Source organism: Bradyrhizobium sp. USDA 241 (genome assembly GCF_049739505.1).
GTDB classification, from domain to species: domain Bacteria; phylum Pseudomonadota; class Alphaproteobacteria; order Rhizobiales; family Xanthobacteraceae; genus Bradyrhizobium; species Bradyrhizobium liaoningense.
In genome coordinates this window covers 3,146,541-3,166,111 of the sequence record NZ_JBMGPZ010000005.1, presented here as the reverse complement: position 1 = coordinate 3,166,111, position 19,571 = coordinate 3,146,541, and the positions used below count along the sequence as shown (strand labels likewise).

Annotated in this window: 13 protein-coding genes and 2 pseudogenes; 8 read left to right on the top strand and 7 right to left on the bottom strand. The window is 62.7% G+C overall.

Features of this window, described 5'->3' with window-relative positions:
• Window positions 1-29: 29 nt before the first annotated feature.
• The 3 genes from ABIF91_RS37220 to ABIF91_RS37210 all read right to left on the bottom strand — a co-directional run bounded on the left by ABIF91_RS37220 (window position 30) and on the right by ABIF91_RS37210 (window position 3,536).
• A protein-coding gene (locus ABIF91_RS37220; RefSeq protein WP_424579849.1) for an IS3-like element ISRj2 family transposase occupies window positions 30-1,159 on the bottom strand; the annotation gives its coding sequence in 2 pieces (ribosomal slippage) (window positions 30-907 and window positions 907-1,159; 1,131 coding nt in all).
• A 708-nt stretch (window positions 1,160-1,867) separates the two neighbouring features.
• On the bottom strand, window positions 1,868-2,896 hold the full coding sequence (locus ABIF91_RS37215; protein ID WP_028180174.1) for a hypothetical protein: 1,029 nt from the start codon (window positions 2,894-2,896) through the stop codon (window positions 1,868-1,870).
• Between the two features lie 76 nt (window positions 2,897-2,972).
• Window positions 2,973-3,536 (bottom strand): hypothetical protein, encoded by a 564-nt coding sequence (locus tag ABIF91_RS37210; protein ID WP_028180175.1) that lies wholly within the window; start codon window positions 3,534-3,536, stop codon window positions 2,973-2,975.
• Window positions 3,537-4,289: 753 nt separating this feature from the next.
• Between ABIF91_RS37210 and ABIF91_RS37205 the strand changes: the two genes are divergently transcribed.
• On the top strand, window positions 4,290-9,035 hold the full coding sequence (locus ABIF91_RS37205; RefSeq protein ID WP_424579691.1) for a hypothetical protein: 4,746 nt from the start codon (window positions 4,290-4,292) through the stop codon (window positions 9,033-9,035).
• Here the strand turns inward: ABIF91_RS37205 and ABIF91_RS37200 are convergent.
• From ABIF91_RS37200 to fsrB, 3 genes and pseudogenes are all read right to left on the bottom strand, one after another.
• Window positions 9,010-12,090 carry an ATP-binding protein gene (locus tag ABIF91_RS37200; RefSeq protein ID WP_080659960.1) on the bottom strand — a complete coding sequence of 1,027 codons (3,081 nt, stop codon included), beginning with the start codon at window positions 12,088-12,090 and terminating at the stop codon, window positions 9,010-9,012. The genes ABIF91_RS37205 and ABIF91_RS37200 overlap by 26 nt on opposite strands.
• Before the next feature lie 356 nt (window positions 12,091-12,446).
• Window positions 12,447-13,262, bottom strand: coding sequence for a hypothetical protein (locus ABIF91_RS37195; RefSeq protein ID WP_284279436.1), 816 nt, complete (start codon window positions 13,260-13,262; stop codon window positions 12,447-12,449).
• Window positions 13,263-13,347: 85 nt separating this feature from the next.
• Window positions 13,348-14,286 (bottom strand): annotated as a pseudogene (gene fsrB / locus ABIF91_RS37190) (siderophore utilization protein FsrB); the annotation flags it as partial.
• 40 nt (window positions 14,287-14,326) lie between these two features.
• Between fsrB and ABIF91_RS37185 the strand changes: the two are divergent.
• A protein-coding gene (locus ABIF91_RS37185; protein ID WP_129557670.1) for an IS3-like element ISRj2 family transposase occupies window positions 14,327-15,456 on the top strand; the annotation gives its coding sequence in 2 pieces (ribosomal slippage) (window positions 14,327-14,579 and window positions 14,579-15,456; 1,131 coding nt in all).
• 146 nt (window positions 15,457-15,602) lie between these two features.
• On the opposite strand, the pseudogene ABIF91_RS37180 reads toward ABIF91_RS37185, so the two are convergent.
• Window positions 15,603-15,809: pseudogene (locus tag ABIF91_RS37180) on the bottom strand (enoyl-CoA hydratase/isomerase family protein); the annotation flags it as partial.
• Window positions 15,810-15,928: 119 nt separating this feature from the next.
• On the opposite strand from ABIF91_RS37180, the gene nthA reads away from it, so the two are divergent.
• The 6 genes from nthA (at window position 15,929) to ABIF91_RS37150 (ending at window position 19,570) form a co-directional block, all read left to right on the top strand.
• The gene (nthA, locus tag ABIF91_RS37175; protein ID WP_028182019.1) at window positions 15,929-16,552 is read left to right on the top strand and encodes a nitrile hydratase subunit alpha; all 624 of its coding nucleotides are present in this window, start codon (window positions 15,929-15,931) and stop codon (window positions 16,550-16,552) included.
• The gene (gene nthB, locus ABIF91_RS37170; RefSeq protein ID WP_028182020.1) at window positions 16,549-17,208 is read left to right on the top strand and encodes a nitrile hydratase subunit beta; all 660 of its coding nucleotides are present in this window, start codon (window positions 16,549-16,551) and stop codon (window positions 17,206-17,208) included. The genes nthA and nthB overlap by 4 nt, the downstream gene beginning before the upstream one ends.
• The gene (locus ABIF91_RS37165; RefSeq protein WP_028182021.1) at window positions 17,208-17,585 is read left to right on the top strand and encodes a nitrile hydratase accessory protein; all 378 of its coding nucleotides are present in this window, start codon (window positions 17,208-17,210) and stop codon (window positions 17,583-17,585) included. Before nthB ends, ABIF91_RS37165 begins: the two co-directional genes overlap by 1 nt.
• 220 nt (window positions 17,586-17,805) lie before the next feature.
• Window positions 17,806-18,336 (top strand): hypothetical protein, encoded by a 531-nt coding sequence (locus tag ABIF91_RS37160; protein WP_028182022.1) that lies wholly within the window; start codon window positions 17,806-17,808, stop codon window positions 18,334-18,336.
• Entirely contained in the window at window positions 18,336-18,923 is a 588-nt protein-coding gene (locus ABIF91_RS37155; RefSeq protein ID WP_051394027.1) for a hypothetical protein, read from the top strand. The genes ABIF91_RS37160 and ABIF91_RS37155 overlap by 1 nt, the downstream gene beginning before the upstream one ends.
• A complete protein-coding gene (locus ABIF91_RS37150; protein WP_035719145.1) occupies window positions 18,920-19,570 on the top strand; it encodes a hypothetical protein in 651 nt (216 codons plus the stop codon). The genes ABIF91_RS37155 and ABIF91_RS37150 overlap by 4 nt, the downstream gene beginning before the upstream one ends.
• Window position 19,571: the final 1 nt, after the last annotated feature.

Sequence of the window (19,571 nt, the reverse complement as noted above, 5' to 3'; positions counted from 1 at the left end):
CAGAGCGACGACAAAACCGTCGGCGACGGTCATGCGGCCATCACCATAGCTTGCGTGCCGAAGTAAGCTTCGTCGGGCGTGCGCCCGTCAAGGCTCGAGTGAGGGCGTCCCTGATTGTAGAAGGCCAGATACTTGGCAATTGACGCTCGCGCCTCGGACACGCTGTCGTAGGCGCGGAGATATACTTCTTCGTATTTGACCGTGCGCCAGAGCCGCTCGACAAACACGTTGTCGCGCCAGGCGCCCTTGCCGTCCATGCTGATGGCGATCTTCGCGTCCAGCAGCACATCGGTGAACTCGAGGCTGGTGAACTGGCTGCCCTGATCCGTGTTGAAAATCTCGGGCCTGCCGTGCTTCGCCAACGCCTCCTGGACCGCTTCGACGCAGAAGGCCGCCTCCATTGTGATCGAGACGCGATGGGCCAGGACCCGTCGGCTGAACACATCGACGACCGCCGCGAGATAGACGAAGCCACGCCGCATCGGAATGTAGGTGATGTCCATTGCCCACGCATGGTCGGGCCGCTCGATCTTCAATCCGCGCAACAGGTACGGGTAGATCTTGTGACCCGGAGCCGGCTTGCTCGTGTTCGGGCGACGATAGACCGCCTCGATCCCCATGCGCTTCATCAGCGTCGCGATGTGGCGGCGACCGGCGTATACGCCCTCCCGCCGCAGCAACGATCGCAGCATACGCGCTCCCGCGAAGGGATAATCGAGATGCAGCTCATCGAGCCGACGCATCAAGGCAAGGTCCTCGGCCGAAACTGGCCGAGGTTCATAGTAGACCGTGCTGCGAGCCAGCTTCAGGACCTTCGCCTGGCGCACGATAGAAAGATCATGATCGCGGTCGATCATCGCTTTGCGCTCAGCAGGCCCGCCTTGGTGAGCGCGCCGGACAAAAAATCGTTTTCCAACGCCAGCTCGCCGATCTTGGCATGTAACGCCTTCAAATCGACCGGCGTCTCGGCCGATGTCTTGTCATGCCCAAACACGCCGGCGGCGCCTTCCAGGAGCTGGTTTTTCCAGATCGTGATCTGGTTCGGATGAACATCAAACAGCTGCGCCAGCTCCGCCAGTGTCTTGCCGCCTTTGACCGCAGCCAAAGCAACCTTCGCCTTGAATGCCGGAGAATGCGTCCGGCGGCTCTTCTTCGTCATCTTCGCTCCTGATTCGCAGCAAGAATCCTCGCCGCTGTCAGGCAGAAAATCCACTCAAGCTACTGTCCGAATTTGCGGGGCCAGCTCTGATTGTAAGGCTTCCTCCGTCCCTTAATTTCGGAGCGACGACATTATTCAGCCAATTGGAATGTTCCGGCTTTATGGCGAACTTGCCGACGTCAAAGTTGAATAACTTCGCCGCAATCGTATCCGATGCCTGCGATCCGTACTCCTGGATTTTCCCGGGTGATGCCATGTTGTTTATAGCCCAACGGAGAGACCGACTGCGAAACGGGTAGAACTCAGATTGAAATATCCGCGTATTGATGGGTCGCTCTGGACGTTATGGCGGTTCATCGTCGCCCTCAGAGACCCCGTCAGCTACTTGAAGGTGCCATCGACGCCGTCGAAGCTACGAAGGCGAAGCCATAGGACACTCCGTGGTTTTGAGCGGAATGAGCGTACGCGGCGTTGGCTTCATCGTGATGTCGCAGCGAAGCCATTCGGTATTGCCTGTGTCGCGAGGACCCTGCCGAACAAGCCGCAGCATGTCGCCTTTGCCCCTTCGACGAACCGGCGCCTCGGCTAGCGAGCGTCCGTTCATCGAGGTATGGCGGACGACATTAGCCCAGGTTGAGTTCTTTGCACTCTGACCCAAAGGCGAAATTCAACGCCTGGAGTGCCAGCTTCCATGTGATCTTCGGAGTGTCAGCCGGGGAAGTCGCGGAACTCCTTGACGAGATTGAACGGAATTTTCCACCCGGCGCCTCCCCCGCGCATCAGCATCTTGATGTCTTCCGCCCTGTTTTCTTTTCCGGTTTTCGGATCGGTCTCCAACGTGTGGCCTTGGCTGTCCCAAGGTTTGCTCGCGCTCTTCGAGTAGTAGCCGAGAAAATGCCCGGCTTCATGGGCAGACGTGTTGGGCCCGCGTTGTGAGCTGATGAAGGCAAGATCTAACGATCGAGCAAACGATCCATTGGGATACGAGCCATTGGACAGAAGCTTGTCGACGCAGAAAATGGTCAGATGGGCGCCCTTAACTTTGTGTTTGACGAAGAAGCTCTTCAGTTTCTCGACCTCGATCACATCGGGAAGGGCCGCTAGGCTCGCATCCTTCATGCCAGTGGCGTTGGCGAGCTCCTGTTTGACGGCAGCCTGCGAGTCGTCGATGACCAGCCAGTCGCTTGGCACCCGCTCGAAACGGATGTTGGCCTGCGGCCTCCAGATACTGTTCATCGTCAACAATTCATCTTGCTCGTTGCAGGGCTTCTTGGCGTGAAACGCCGGAGCGCCGCCGATCCCCGGAATCATGACGTTGCGGAACGCCACCTTGATCTTGATTTCTGGCAGCACGGCCACATGGAGCCTGGCTTCGATCTTCCGGCCAGCAGACCGCGCTACGACCTCCAGGCCGGGAAAACCAATCGGCTTAATCCGGCCATTGATTTCGAAGAACCGTGCATCGCCGTTGAAGGTGGCAGGAAGTGACGCCGCCTTGAGCTGCGGATCGATATCGGGTGCGGAGAAGGTGTCCCTGGCTTGCATCACGCGTCTAAGGGTATCGGCGCTATCGATTTCCTTGATCCCGAGGGCATGGGGGTTAGGATCGACTTTGAGCTTTCTTCCAGGGTCGATCAGCGCCACGATGTTGGAGCCCCCGAACGGCACCACCATGCCCGGGGGGCTGCGGCGCTCATCGATGCCGGAGCGGCGGAAAACCTCTTGAAAGGCGGCCATGTCTGGTTCTCCTGTCCTCGTTCGGTCCGACAACGGGATATTCGCGCGCGGAAATGAGCCGTCCTGTGGGAAGTGGCTAGATCGTCCCGCCGCCGGCGAAGATTTCGACGACCACAGCGCGATTGGCGGCCCTGTTCATCACAGTCGTGTTGTCCTTCAGATACTCGTAGTGTGGAGCTGGCTTGACGGAGAAGACGCGCGAGCGGGCGCTTGGGCCGAACAGGTGAAAGACGCTCCGGGCCCGGCCCGTGCGCAGGAAGATGTTGTTCCGTTCGCCGCCGGCGCTGTCGCTGTATCCGACGATCTGAAACTGCAACGACTTGTCGGTCTCGAATCGGATGAGCTGCGCTGCCAACAGCGGATCGCGCTTGGCAATGTTCTTGAGATGCCGCCAGTCGACGCCGAAATCCCAGATGATAAGATATTGGCAGATGCCGGCCGGCGGGACCAGACTGACGTCCACACCGAGATGGCCGACCTCGGTGCGGGACGTCGCGACTTCATTGGCCAAGTAGGGAAAGACGGCGGCGCTGTGAACCTTGGCAAGTGGCGAGCACTGCGGTTGCGTCGCCATATTCGGCATCTGTTCCACCGGGCCCGGCGGCGTGTATTGCGGCATTGGCTGCGGCGCGCGTCCCATGGCCATTTCTCCCGTTGCTGGCGTGTCCTGCGCAAAGCCGAGCACTGGAGGGAGCCTCGGTTCCCACCACGGCTATGACTAGTAGTGACGCGAGCGGTCGGGAAAGTTCAAAGGCAAGGTGCGGGGCCCTCAACTGTCATTTCGGGGCGATGCGCAGCATCGAGCTATTGTTCGGATGCTGACGATGCGTGCCGGCGATGCCGCGCCATCCAGGAACGCGAGCCTATTCGCCGCCACCTAGCGACGCATCGGCGGCAATCAAGGTCGCATCGACCGCAAGGGTGGATCCCTCGACCATGCTTTTGCCGGCAGCGCTGGACCATAGTCTTGAAGAGCTTCCGCAGCAGATCGTGCCTTAACCGTGCCGCCCCGGCATGACTGGTCCAAAACCTGCGGCGCAAATGGGCAGCGATTGCGGCCCCTTCTGAGTTCAAACCTGTCTCCTCTCGGGGCGGCCCGATTGCGTTGCTCCGGCGTACTTTCCACCTGGGGTATCGCAACGGAAAGTTGAGTGAGTGTGGGCCAGTTCATAGAATTGAACGCGCGAGAGCCGCAGAATTGGCTCGCGATGGGCTTCGAGGCTTGCTGCTGCGAGGCTCGCGCGCTCGAAAAGCATGGGTCATAGATCCCATGCCCGAATAGGCCGACTATTCTTAAATAGCGTTGCATAACGAAACACGTTTCGGTTGCCGGCTGGGTCCAGGCGCGAAGGAGCCTCGAGCCGCGCGTGCGACCCCAGGGGGAGCCAGAAGCATGCGCCGGGATTTGACGATCAAGACCGGCAGCATGGCCGGCACTTCGGATTTCAGGGTCATCGCCCCGATCAAGAAGGGGTTTGTGCCGTCACTGGATGCGACGACCTACAAGACACGCGTCAAGTACGTGCTGCGCACGCTGAACGCCGGCCGGTCTGGCGCATTCGACGTCGAACTCGCCCGCGTCCTGTCCGACGCCGTGGACCGCGTCGGACGCATCCACTCCGTCGGCATCGCCGTGCTCGAGCCCGAAGACCAGGTGCTGCTGACCGTGACCTTCGACGGCGCGTGGGAAGCCTATATCCGTGTCATCTGGCAAAAGGTTTCACGGCTGCTGGACCTCATCTTTTGCAATACCGAAAGCTATGTCCTTGGCTACGAGAGCACCTACGAAGACTGGGGCGCATGGCTGAAGAGCAGCCAGTCCGAAGCTTACTTTCTCTACGCCACACCTGACTTGACGGTGGACGACACCCGCTACCTACGGACGGAGGAGCGGGTTTATCGCCGAGCGGAAGGTGCGGACGCCGAACGGCGGGTCACGGAGATCAAGATTCCCTCGCCGGAAGAGATTGCCCGGCGCTCGATCTTCCCTGTCGACGGCCTGATCGGTGTCGATCCCTTGAATTGCGGCTTCAGCAAGCCGCTCACCATCGAGGCTGCCGGGCGGCCACCGTTCCGTCACGGCGTCCGCACGCTGGTCGGCCTCTACCGCCTGGCCGACTTCTATCCCCCCGGCACAAGCGACGGACGGATCCTGCATCGTGCCGCCCACGAACTGCTGTCGGAATTCGTCGCCATGATCAACGCCGGCAACAGCTACATCGAAGGCACCGAGCGCGCGCGCCGCCGCTTTGACGAGGCCATGCTTTGGTTGATGTCTCCGCCCGAGGGCGCGGAGGTGCGCACCGACCTCCCCCTCGCCCTGCCCGCCGCGCCGCCCCTGGAGGATGCGGGGAACGTCCAGGGCGGAATTCTGAGCGCCTATGAAGGGACGGATCACGGCTGCTTGTTGTTGTTGCAATTCTCGACGCCGGCTGCGCTCGCCGCATTCCTTAACGTACTGAAGGTGACGACGGAGGCCGACAAGCTCGACCCGGGACAGTTCGCGACCAACATCGCTTTCTCGGTCGAGGGCCTGCGCCAAGCCGGCCTGTCCGATGATGAAGTGCGCAGCCTGCCAGAGGAATTCGTCCAGGGCATGGAACGGCGGGCCGGGCTGCTCGGCGACGTCCGCTGGAATCATCCCCGGCGGTGGCGTCTCCCGGCCAGCAATTGGTCGCTCGGAATCGACGCCCCGGATCTGCGCGAAGACGATCCGTCGCCTCGCATCGACATGAGCGCCGTGCATGCCATCCTTCAGCTTCGACTGGTTTCCACGGGTACCCTGGCGACGGCGGAGGCGCGAGCGCTGCTGATGGCTGAGATGAAGCGGCTGGTCGGCGCGGACCCGGGTGTAAGGCCACTTTCAATCCAGTGGATGCAGCGTCAGTACGATCGGTCTGGCAACGTGCAGGACCATTTCGGTTTCGCCGACGGCAGTTCGAACCCTGTGCTGCACAAGAGCAAGGCAGGCACGCGTTATCCCAACCACGTTCATCTCGGCGAGATGTTGTGCGGCTATCCCAACTTGGCCGACAAGACGGCCCCCTTCGGAGACCAAGCCAATCGTGTGCACAACCTGCTGCGTGATGGCAGTTTTCTGGCTCTGCGCAAACTGCGACAGGATGTCGAGGCGCTTGAGGAAGTACTCTATCGCACCACGCGACAGTCGGCCGATGCGGCCGCCGCCGGTACCCCTGCCCCGGTGCTGACGCGTGAAACGCTTCTAGCCAAGATGATGGGGCGCTGGCCCACCGGCCACCCGCAGGCAGGCGAGCCGCTGACCCCGGTTCCCCCAACAGGCGGACTCAATGACTTCAACTACGATTACGACTCGCAGGGTAAACTGTGCCCATTTCAGGCGCACATCAGGCGCGCCAATCCAAGAGTGCGGGTCACGCGGGCCGATGCGGGCGCCCGGCCGCCACGCATCGTCAGGCGCGGCATGTCCTACGGACCGCCCGTCAAAGCCGACGACGGGCAAGCCGGTAGAGACAGCTTGCAACAAGAGCGCGGCCTGATCTTCATGGCCTACAACGCCAGCCTCGGCGAACAATTCGAGGTGGTGCAGCGCTGGCTTGCGGGCGGCAACAGCTCGGGCTCCTATTCGGGAGGGAGCGACCCCTTCCTCGGCCTTGCCGAGCCGGGCCGGGTCCGGCATTTCCGTTTCGAACATGAAGGTCAGACCGTGCGTATGGCGCTGGACGGTTCGGACCGCCTGCACGATGAACCTCGCCCGTTCGTACGTCTGGAATGGGGTGCCTATTTCTTTGCGCCTTCGAAGAAGGCGCTCGCGGACATGCAGCAGTGGGCCGCGAGTCACCGCAAGCCGCCCGTGGTGTGGAACGCGGATGAGGGCGAAAAAGCGATCGCACGGCTTCGCGAGATCGAGAGCCGGGAAGGCGAAGCCGCGGCGATGGCCGCGTGGAAAACGGCGCTCGAAGATCCGGACTCGGCCACGAAATTCACCAACGCGTCGATCTGGGCTGCGATCCGCAAACGCCACGGCGGCGTGCTACGGACCCCGTTTGGGATCCTGGTGGCCGACCGGGACATGGTCCAGCGGGTCTTCGCCGATCCCGATCGCAATCTGACGATCACCGGCTACCTGCCTCGCATGGAGCAGTCGTTCGGCATTCTCTACCTCGGACGCGATGCCGGACAGGAAGATCATGCTTACGAGCAGGAATCCGAGGCCTGCAACGCCGCCATCATGGCGCTCGACCAGCCAGCCGCATTCGAGCTGGCGCGGAAGATCACACAGAAGGTCCTCGAACATCTGGTCAATGACGCGATCGGCTATGCGCGCAAGGACGGCGAAGCGACCTGGGAGCTGACCGTCGACGTGCGCGAACTGCTGGAGCCGCTACTGGGCAAATTCTGTGAAGAGTGGTTCGGACTGAGCGAGCAGGACGGTTATTTCAGCCGCGGCGGATATCGGTGGGACTGGAAACCAGGAAAGCCGCCATACTATCCCGGGCATTTCCTTTCACCCTCCCGCTACATCTTCCAGCCCCATCCGAACGAGGAAGTCGAGGCGGTCGGCTCGGCGCATGGCCGTGCCGTTCGTAGCGCCATGATCGACTTCCTCACCAAGTTCGGGATGACCATCACCGCGCCTGTCACAAGGGCGGTTCTCGATTCTCCGCGGGGCGCGGGCGACATTCCGTTCGTGGCGCGAACCATCGCCGGCGCCATGATGGGCTTCATTCCGACGGTGGACGGCAATCTGCGACGGATGTTGAACGAATGGCTGCGCGAAGGAACTCTATGGTTCTTGCGCGCACGCTACGCCGGCACCGTTGCGAGGGATTATATGGATGCCCTTAACCGGTTGAGAGACGATTTCATCCCGGCAATGCAGCTGCGGGCGGTACCCGAATTGATTTGGCGAACGGCGGTAATTCCTCACAAGCTGGGAACGGGTGCACACCAAGTGGCGGTCAAGGCGGGTGACATCATCGTTGCCGGCGCCGTCTCGGCCACCCAGCAGAACCTCGTCGAAGGGCGCCAGGATGTTTATCACGCCTTCGGGGGCAATCGTAGGGTTCAGGGGCATCCCACGCATTCGTGTCCCGGAGCAGATCCGGCACTGGCCGTGATGCTTGGTTTCTTCAGCGGGCTGGTCGAAACGCCGCTGCCGTTGCGTGCCGGCCCCGGTCCCCTGACTCTGGGTCTGGATGGACGGCTGCAGGGGCAGCCCGGTTCTCCCCTCACCCTTGCGCTGGAGACCAGAATGCTGACCGCCAATGATTTCCGTTCGTTCGATTTCCGCTCGGCGTCGATCGCCACGCTCCATGATCCTCATGCGTTTCAGATCCAGGAGGTCAAGACGGCATTGCAGGCGACGACGACCGCATTGGCGACGCTCGGCGATTCCTGGCTGTTCGAATTTCCACCCGCCTTCTTTCGGCCGAGCCTGACATCAGCGCTCAAGAAAATCGGATACGTCGTCGGTCGCGGCCTCGCCTTTGGTACATTCGGCGCGCGGCTGGAGGAGATGGCCAGCCCTGACAGCCTGGACGAACTGAGAAACTGCTTCACAAATCCCGATCCCACTCAACCTGCGCCGAAGGCGCTATTGATCGGTGGTGGCGGAAACGACGTGGTCTTTGGCTACCCCCGACCGACCACCACGCCGCTGTACAAGATGCTCGAGGTGCCAGCGGCCGGCGTCGACCCGCTGATCGAACGCGAGGTTCATGCGTTCATCGACGTCAAGATCGCCAACTTCTACCGGACCATCCTGGATTGCATCGTCCATGAATTGAAGGACCATACAGACATTCCGATCCTGATCCACGGCTACGATCATTCAATTCCCGACGGCCGAAAGGACCCGGCTGCCGGCCCATGGCTCGCTCCAATCTTCGCTGCAAGGGGCATCACCGATCCGTCAGCATCGCGAGAGATTATACGACGCTTGATCGACCGGGTCGGCACCATGGTGGCAACCGTCGCAGCCGAATATCCGGGACGCGTATTCCCGGTCAAAACGGCCGGCACTTTGGAGGCGGATCCGCGCTTTCAGCAGGACTACAAACTGCTGTGGGCCAACGAACTTCATCCGACCGACGCCGGTTACGAACTTCTCGCAAGCGTGGTCGCCGCGACAATCAGGGACCAGTTGCATATCGGCTGACCGGAGTGCTGCCGACGCTCCGAATCGCTCGCTCCGCGTGCCAGGCCATGCCCAGGGTGTTCAATCTCTCGGCGGCTTCCAGTGCGGTCTGGTGGGCCGCCTCGCCCTGCCCCTGCTGCGCGAGAAGCTCACCGCGCGCAGCCAGATTCAGGGCCGCATCGCGTAGCGAGGCCCGCAAGCCTGCGGAGTTTTCGGCCCGCTGCAACCAGCGTTGGCTTAGCCCGAAATCCCGGCGCAGGGCCGCGAGTTTCGCGAGCGAACGGCATGCCGCCGCCTCGCCCAGCCGCTCGCCTTCACGCGCGCGGCGCAGGACATGGACGGCATACCGCCGTGCCGTATCGACGTCCCCTTCGGCTGCTGCCGCCTCAACCAGCCAACTATATTGAACCGACGTGTAGAAGTGGAAGTTTCGCCTTTCCATCCATTGCGCGGCGTTCCGCAACTGCTGCAAACCTTCGGCATCGCCGGTCGCCGACCAGCGGGCAAATCCGGACGCGGCGCGGCAGTCCGCCAGCAGCAGCAGGCTGCGCATATTCTCGGCAACGCGAGCTCCTTCGACGGCGAGCCGCTCCGCCTCCTGCCACCGACCTTGCCAGATGAGCACGACCGAAATCCAGTTGCGCACCGAACCGACGACCGGGTGGGTCGAGCCTTCGACCAGGGCCATCGCTTCTCTGAAACAGTCGTGAGCGCCGTCGAAATCTCCGCGATCGGCGAGCACACTACCTTTGCACGACAACGCGTAGGCCGTGCCGATGGCGAGGGCGCCGTGCCGGCGGTTGCGTTGCTGCTTGGTCGAGTTTGCGGCGTCGATCAAGGTGATGGCTTCGTCGTATTGGCAGCTTGCGGCGAGAATCTGGCCCAGCGAAGCTTCGATCTGGGCGATCGGGCGGTGCTCACCGAGCTTGCGTGCCAGTTCCAGTGCTTTCCTTGTGTGTGTCACGGCCTCCCGAAAGCGCCCGAACGCGTAGCACATGTAGCCGAGCCATTCATACGCACTGGCCATTGCCCTAAGGTCGCCAAGCGAGGACGCAATCGCGACCGCCCGCTCGAACACCGTGGTGTCGTCGGCCAACGATAGCGGGTCGAATACACTGACCAAACCTAGTTTATTGGCCAGCAAGCACCAACGCAGGGACTGCTCGCGCGAGCGATCCGGAACGCGATCCAGCGCCTCCATGGCAAGCTGATATTGGGCACGAGCGCGGTCCAGCGCGAATGCCGCCATGGCCTTGTTACCGGCTCGCTCGGCATAATGGGCCGCACTCTCCCAATGACCTGCGCCGCGCGAGTGGTAGGCCAGGGCTTCCAGCGTGTCTTCGCGATCGGTCTGCTCGGATCGTGCCAGCAACCCGGACTCGATACGTCTGTGCAATGCCTGTCGCTCGTGCAGACCGATCGTGTCGTACACGGCGTCCCGCGTGATGCCATGTTTAAAGCGTAGGACGCCGCCCGCTGGATCGGCGTAGAGAAAGTCCGCGTCGGCCAACGCCCGCACTGTTGCCGGGTCGGGTTCGCTGCCGCAGGCCGACACCAACAACCCGTGCGGCACAGTGTTGCCAATGACTGCCGCGGCGCGCACGACATTCACCTCATCCGGCGGCAGGCGCGCCAATCGCGAGGCGACCAGCGTTGCGATCCATCCCTGCTTGCTGCGCATTTCGAACGAAAGAGGATCGTTGGCCGCTATGGAGTGGCACAACTCCTCGATGAACAGCGGCACCCCGCCGGCATAGCTGTGAACACGGGCCACCAGGAAGGGATCCGCCTGGGGCACCCAGCGTCGCACAGCAAGGTCGGTTTCCGGGCCCTGAAACGGCTGCAACTGCAGGGACGGCGCGTTGGCAATCCACTCGGTCTCGTCGTCGCGTGGCCGGCTGGCGAGGATGACGCGCGGTCCATTGGGCAATTGCAAGAGTGCCTCCAGCAACTGTCGGCTCGCGTCATCGGACCATTGCCAATCATCGATCACCAGCACCAACGGACCCTGTGTCGACAAGACGATAAAGAATCCGAGCAGGTCACCGACCACGCCATCGACGGTCATCCGGCCGCCGCGTGCATCGGCGCCGGTCGACGCCAGCGCAAGGATCGATTCAGCGCGCGGGCCGAGCTGGGCGGCCCATGGCTGCAGGCCAACGCGGGCAATCTCATCGGCCTCGACGACAGATGCGTCCGGTCGGATTCCCAGGTAGGCGCGTAGCATTTGCAGGAACGGTTGCAGGACTTCGGCGGCGGCATAGCTTTCGCAGTTGCCGCGCAGCAGCTTGAAGGGTTCGGCACCACAGTGTCGCAGCACTTCTTCCAGGAGGCGCGTCTTCCCAAGCCCGGGACCGCCGACGACGACCACGCAGCGTTGCCTGGTCGGATGTGCCTGGTTGAGAAAACCGGTCAGAAAGTTGAAAACCTCGTTGCGACCAATAAAGGGCGTCAGGCCGCGACGAGAAGTTGCCTCGAATCGGCGGGTCGCCGTGCTTCGTCTCAGCACCACGCGCGCCTGCGGCATTCCGGCCGCTGCACCCGTTGTCTGAAGGCGATCGCCGAGCTCGAAGAAATTTGCATGCGGACCGAGGGCATCGAGGCTAGCAAGAATCTGCCCCGGCGCAGCGTAGCGCGACAGGTGCGCCGCCGTGTTCACGACATCGCCGATCAGGTCGTACCGGCCAGACTCGATATCTCCCTCGGTCAGGAGCAAGGTGCCGGCGTGGATACCGGAATGCATTTGAAGCGGCATGAGAGCCGGGGACACGCCATCGTGGCGCAACTGCCCGACCCACTGGTGAATATCGAGTGCCGCCTCCGCAGCACGACGACCGTCATCTTCGCCTGACTGGGGGTAGCCGAACACAGCGAGGGCACCGTCTCCCTGCGTTCTGATGATGCGACCGCCGTGCTTCGCGACCGCGCGATGCCAGATTTGCCGCAGTTGGCTCAGGAGTTCGGAAAGGTGCTCGGACTCGATATCTCTGCCCAGCGCGGTGGATCCCACCAAGTCAGAGAAAAGCACCGTCAATCGATGACGTTCGCCTTTTCGGTCGCGCGTCTGCGTATTCATCGTCGATCGCAGCCCCGAACAGCAAGCACGGTCTCCGGCTGGTGCCAGACCGGATACCGCAAGCCATCATACGCAGCCATAGTATCTCGCCTACCCTCGGCCAGCACAAGTGGAACTCGTGGATGGCATCCTCCAAACATGGAGATTGGTGCGGCAGCGTTGGGCTAACCAATTCAAAAATCTCATGTCTTTCTCCTTAATGCGGTTCGTTGCACTGGCGAAAGCACCGCCGGCCCGACCACCCGGCAAGTCGACGCCCAGGACGGGCCAGCCCCGGCGCGCTAACAGCGGCGAGCTGGCCACCTTGCCCGTGAAGGTCCAGGCGGAGGATGCGCCAGACGCTCGAGCTGCGGCGCCTAGCGCAACGGCAGCAGATCCAGCTGGCTCTGCGCCTTCTTGACGGCGGCTGCGAACCAGCTCTGGCTTGGCGCTTCCCTGGCAAAGCACTTGGTGTAGGCGTCCATCGCCTGGTCTTCACGAGCCATGGCGTCCTGCGGGGTCTTCCTGGCCATCATCTGCTTCCAGACCTTCTCGCAGGCCGGGATTTCAGCCGTCTTCACGGCGTCCGATGTGGCGATGAAGAAGACCTTGTCGTCCTTGATGGCGACGACATCGATCTCATGCGGTGGTCCCCTGAGGCCGCCATTGCCGCGCACGCCCAGCACGGCGACCGCGGTACTGGCGGATGCGGGCTTGGTGACCGGCAGCTCGGCATATTTGGCGAAGGCCGCGTCCTGGATGGCGTAATGGTAGAAGCGGTCCGACTTGAACGCAGCATCTCTCTCCTGCGGCATGCCGTCCTCGCGGTGCTCGCGCAGCCAGTGCTTGAGCAGCCCGGTCGTGGTCACCACGGCCTGCATCTTGTCGCTCTCGGAAGCGAAGCCGAGCCCGTCGAGATGGCCGAAGCCGACGTCGTTCCTGAACAGCGTGTCGACGTTCGACTTGCCCTCGGTCGGCAGCCCCTTGATTGCCACAGGTCCCACCAGGCCGCGCAGCACGCCGGCCAGCTCCTTGAGCGCCGCATCGTGCTGCTTGTAGATCTCGTCGCTCTCCTTGGCTTTCGAGAATTTTGCGATGTAGCGATCGCGCAGGTCGAGATAGTGCTGCTCGGGCGCGGCCGCGTGGATCGGCGCAGCCAGGAGGAGCAGGCAGAGCAAGGCAAGCGATCTCATTGCAATCCGGAAGACTGGGAGCGGTCTCCAGTCTTTGTGCCTGTGCCGAACGGGAAGGTTCATCCGTCGGCGGAGTGCGGGAGCCCTACTCTGCCGGTGTCAGTTGCTGCCGGTTCAGGCGCATCGCGGCGGTCTGGCGCACGCGGACGCGGGCGCGGCGCTTGCGCCACCAGATCACGACGCCGGTGACCGACAGTGCCGCCACCACGAGACCCATGATCGAGATCAGGATGCGGCCGAACAGCCCGACGATGCGGCCCGAATGCAGCGGGAATTGCGCCTGCACGAAGATGTCGGCGGCGGTGCCGACCCAGGGCAGTCGCTCGCCGATTGGGCGGCCGTCCTCGCTGTCGTAGTAGAGTTGCGCCGGGCCGACGCCGCCTGCGCCGTGGTCGTCGCCGGGGTGGAAGAAGGCGGCGGCATAGACGCCATGGGCCGGGCCGTAATTGATCGAGCCGACCGGGGTCGTCCATCCGCGCGCCTTGCCGTCGGCCGCCGCGCGTGCGGCGATGTCGGCGAACGTCACCTTGGGCTCGATCGGATCGTCGAGACCGCGATAGGGCCGCTGCTCGTAGGGCGTCGGCGTGTAGTTCGACACCATCTTCATCAGCGGCGAGAACACCTCGAAATAGAGGTTCAGCGAGAATGCTGTGAAGGCGATGATGAACAGCACACCCCAGGTCCAGAGGCTGAAGGCCCGGTGGATGTCGAAATTGATCCGATAGCCGCTGCCCGAGGTCTTGATCGTCCAGGCCGGCGCCCAGCGCGCCCAGAAGCCGCGCTCGAGCTGGCGCGTGACTTCAGGCGCCCGCGCCGCCTTGGAACGCCGGCGCGAGGGCAGCGTCAGATAGAAACCGACGAAGCAGTCGATGGTCCAGATGATGGCGATCACGCCGAGCACACGCATGCCCCAGCGGTCGCTGCCCCAGACCTCCGGGATGTGCATCGTATAGTGCAGCTTGTAGAGGAACGAGACAGAGCTGGCCCCGCAAATTCGGACAGTAGCTTGAGTGGATTTTCTGCCTGACAGCGGCGAGGATTCTTGCTGCGAATCAGGAGCGAAGATGACGAAGAAGAGCCGCCGGACGCATTCTCCGGCATTCAAGGCGAAGGTTGCTTTGGCTGCGGTCAAAGGCGACAAGACACTGGCGGAGCTGGCGCAACTGTTTGATGTTCATCCGAACCAGATCACGATCTGGAAAAACCAGCTCCTGGAAGGCGCCGCCGGCGTGTTTGGGCATGACAAGACATCGGCCGAGACGCCGGTCGATTTGAAGGCGTTACATGCCAAGATCGGCGAGCTGGCGTTGGAAAACGATTTTTTGTCCGGCGCGCTCACCAAGGCGGGCCTGCTGAGCGCAAAGCGATGATCGACCGCGATCATGATCTTTCTATCGTGCGCCAGGCGAAGGTCCTGAAGCTGGCTCGCAGCACGGTCTACTATGAACCTCGGCCAGTTTCGGCCGAGGACCTTGCCTTGATGCGTCGGCTCGATGAGCTGCATCTCGATTATCCCTTCGCGGGAGCGCGTATGCTGCGATCGTTGCTGCGGCGGGAGGGCGTATACGCCGGTCGCCGCCACATCGCGACGCTGATGAAGCGCATGGGGATCGAGGCGGTCTATCGTCGCCCGAACACGAGCAAGCCGGCTCCGGGTCACAAGATCTACCCGTACCTGTTGCGCGGATTGAAGATCGAGCGGCCCGACCATGCGTGGGCAATGGACATCACCTACATTCCGATGCGGCGTGGCTTCGTCTATCTCGCGGCGGTCGTCGATGTGTTCAGCCGACGGGTCCTGGCCCATCGCGTCTCGATCACAATGGAGGCGGCCTTCTGCGTCGAAGCGGTCCAGGAGGCGTTGGCGAAGCACGGCAGGCCCGAGATTTTCAACACGGATCAGGGCAGCCAGTTCACCAGCCTCGAGTTCACCGATGTGCTGCTGGACGCGAAGATCGCCATCAGCATGGACGGCAAGGGCGCCTGGCGCGACAACGTGTTTGTCGAGCGGCTCTGGCGCACGGTCAAATACGAAGAAGTATATCTCCGCGCCTACGACAGCGTGTCCGAGGCGCGAGCGTCAATTGCCAAGTATCTGGCCTTCTACAATCAGGGACGCCCTCACTCGAGCCTTGACGGGCGCACGCCCGACGAGGCTTACTTCGGCACGCAAGCTATGGTGATGGCCGCATGACCGTCGCCGACGGTTTTGTCGTCGCTCTGGTCGGGCTACGCCCTCCCGACGCAACGACAAAACCGTAAAGCCCCGCGTTCAGCATAACCCGGCAGGAATCCACTTAAATCCAGCGGGGCGCTGTCCAAACAACCGGGGCCAGCTCTGTCGAAGCCGGCGCAGAACGCGCCCGAGCTGCCGGTCAAGACGACGACCGACGTCGCGGCGTCATCCTCGAAACTGCGCGCCGCCGCGGTCAGCTGCCGCAATGCCTCCGGCGAGAGTGCGTTGATGCCATCGCCGCGGTCGAAACGGACCACCGCAATCCGGCCCTCAGGCCCAAGGCCCTTCTCGATCTTCACGTAGTCCGTCACCATCATCTCCACGCTGCTTTCGGCGATGTTAGCGCACAATTGTCGTCACGAATATGGGACCCGATCACGATGCAAGGAACACTCGACAGGCCTGGGCCATTGCGCATATCTTTGCTGCCATGAGCCACGATCACGACCATCACCACGATCATTCCGAGCTGTCGGAGACCGAGCTGCGTGTGCGCGCGCTCGAGACGATCCTCACCGAAAAAGGCTATGTCGAGCCGGCCGCGCTCGATGCCATCATCCAGGCGTACGAGACCAGGATCGGCCCTCACAACGGCGCGCGCGTCGTCGCCAAGGCCTGGACCGATCCGGCGTTCAAGAAAGCGCTGCTCGAGGACGGCAGCAAGGCGATCGGCACGCTCGGCTATGTGAGCCGCGTCGGCGACCATCTCGTCGTGGTCGAGAACACGCCTGAGCGGCACAACATGGTCGTGTGCACGCTGTGCTCCTGCTACCCCTGGGAAATGCTGGGACTGCCGCCGGTCTGGTACAAGGCTGCGCCCTACCGCTCCCGCGCCGTGAAGGATCCGCGCGGCGTGCTCGCCGATTTCGACGTCACCCTGCCCAGGGACATGGAAATCCGGGTGTGGGATTCGACCGCCGAAACGCGCTTCCTGGTGCTGCCGATGCGCCCTGCAGGCACGGAGGGCTGGACCGAGGAGCAGCTCGCCGAACTCGTCACCCGCGACTCCATGATCGGCACCGGCTTTCCGCGGAAGCCTGGAGCCCCGTCATGAACGGCGTGCACGACATGGGCGGCATGGACGGGTTCGGCAAGGTCGAGCCCGAGCCCAACGAGCCGATGTTTCACGCGGATTGGGAAGCGCGTGTGCTTGCCATGGTACGCGCGATGGGCGCGGCCGGCGCCTTTAACATCGATACCTCGCGCTTCTACCGCGAGACGCTGCCGCCGCACGTCTATCTCGCGAGCTCCTACTACAAGAAATGGTTCCTCGGTCTCGAGGAGATGCTGATCGACAAGGGCTACCTCACCAGGGAGGAAGTCGCCGCCGGCCATGCGATGCAGCCCGCAAGGGTGCTCAAGCACGGCAAGTTCGATCTCGCGAACGTCGAACGCATCATGGTGCGCGGCAAGTTCGACCGCCCTGCCCCGGCGCCGGCGAAATTCAGTATCGGCGACCGCGTACGCGCGAAGAACATCCATCCGGCCACGCACACGAGGCTGCCGCGTTACGTGCGCGGCCATGTCGGCGTCGTCGAGCTGAACCATGGCTGCCACGTGTTTCCTGACACGGCGGCGATGGAGCGCGGCGAGAACCCGCAATGGCTCTACACCGTGGTGTTCGAGGGCCGCGAACTCTGGGGCCCCGACGGTGATCCGACCACAAAGGTCTCGATCGACGCGTTCGAGCCCTATCTGGACCCGGCGTGATGAGCACGACGCTTGCTGCGGCCGCGACGGCGGCCATACCGAGCATTCCCCGCGACGACGACGGCCCGGTTTTCCGGGCGCCATGGGAGGCGCATGCCTTTGCCATGGCGCTGACCCTGCACGAGCGCGGCGTGTTCACCTGGCCCGAATGGGCCGCCGCACTCGCCGACGAGATCAAGCGCGCGCAAGCGGCGGGCGATCCTGATACGGGCGAGACCTACTACCTGCACTGGCTGGCGACGCTGGAAGGCCTCGTGGCGCGCAAGGGCGTCGCATCGGCCGAAACCCTGCACCGCTATCGCGACGCCTGGGACCACGCCGCCGATCGCACGCCGCACGGCAAGCCGATCGAGCTGCGGCCGGAGGATTTCGGGTAACTTGCGGCGATTGCGGGTCGAACTCCTCGTTGCCCAATCCATTCGGCGCCATGCTTCTAGCGGCGAAATGGATTCTCTCTCTTCCTTGTATTCATAGGAACGGAAGGGCCTCGCCGCCTGATCGCGCTTTGAACTGAATCTAAGTTGGGCTTGTTGACCTCGGGCAAAAGCGCGGGGTAACGCATGCGAGCTACCAGCCGCCTCGTCATGTGAGAACTCTGTGAACACGCCAGCAGGAAAAGAATCTGCGATCACCATCATGGCCGAGGAGGAGCCCGTCGAGATTGGTTTCCCCATGGTGGCCGCCTACCATGGCCAATCAGCGCTTGCCATGGCCGCGATCGTATTCCAGGCGCAGCGGGCAGCGTTCGCCGTGCTGTCGCCCGAGAAGCCTCCGGCGCGGCGTGACATCAGCATCGTGAGCGGGCACCCAGGTCCGGGTGTGCGGGACGCGTTCGAAGTGATCACGCGCGCCGTGACCCGCGGCGCCTATAGCGTAGACCGCACGCTGACCGAAGCGAGACTTGTGCCTGGGCACGACATTTCCTACAGCTTTCAAATTACGCTCGGAGAGCGAACCGCCGAGATGGCGTTGCTGCCTGGGGTGTTGCCGGAGCGATTTTTCGAGCTCGTCTTCGCCAAGAATCGCAGCACAGCACAGCAGCGCGAGCTGAGTGCATTGAAACGGTCCATCGCCGAGGACGTTCTGGCGAAGGAACCAGGCGCTCTCTTCACCATGCGTGCGAGTTGATGACGAAGCCCGGACTTGCTCTCAGCTTCGGTTATGACGACGGGTCGCTACGTGCCCTGGCGAACGTCAAAGCCGAGCTGCGGGACATCTATGCGCTGCCCGACATCGATCTGAACGATTTCAGTGTGCTGTTCGTGAGCATGCACAGCGACCAGCGTTTCCTAGCGGCCCGCGCTGGCCAGATCGAGGAATGTCGCGGCGGTGTCGTCGTTGCGAACGGCCATCACGCCTATCCCTACCTACCGCGCATGGCAGGTTTCCACACCATCGACAATTACAAGCTGAGCGACATCACGGTGCTGCGGCTCGCCGCGCATCCCATCTGGCACGGCATTGACCCGCATGATCTGACTTTCCGCCGCGGCGTCTCCGGCTTCTACGGCCGGGTCTGGCACGACGCGCCGCCGGATGCGCTGATTATCCACGCCCTGGGCCAGCCAAACCTGCCGCTCGACTTCATCTATCCGGTCGGTCGAGGTCATGTGCTGTTCCACGGCGGAAATGACCTCTGGACGTTCGGCAGCGAGGACAAGCAGCTGGCGCCCCGGATCATGCAGTGGGTCACAGAGGGACGAAACGTTCAATGAGCCTGGCGATCCTCGACGGCGGCACGTTTTACCACCACGCGGCCATTCACGGTCGGCGCTATCGAGAGCTATTCGACAAGACCATCTACGCTCCTGAACTGACAACGGATGCCTTGGCCGGCGTCACTTTCCTGATCGTGCCGGATCGCATCAATCCGAACATTCTTCGCGCCTGCCGCGATGTCCTGATCCATTTTGCGAAAGCCGGGCACACGCTGGTCGTGTTCGGCGAGAATCGCGCCGACACGTGGCTGCCAGGCGTTACCTGGGCGGCGCGGCCGACAAACTTCTGGTGGTGGCTCGACAAGACAGCGCGTCCACCGAACCGCCTGCTGGCGCCCGACCATGAGCTCTTCCAGGCGGTGCCGTTCGAAAGCACGATATGGCACTTTCACGGCGTATTGACCCCGCCTGCAGGGGCTCGGGCGCTGATCGACGTGCCGGCCGATCCTGAGGGTCGCGACAGTGGCGGAGCGCTCCTTTACGAGGATTGGGTCACGCTGCCGGGGCGCTTGTTCGTCTCGACACTGGATCCATTCTATCATCATGGCAGCAACTTCATGCCCGCAGCCTCGAAGCTCCTCGATGGCTTTCTGCCCTGGGCGAAGCGAAAGGCTGCGCCGCAAATCGATCGCGGCGGTCGCTGAT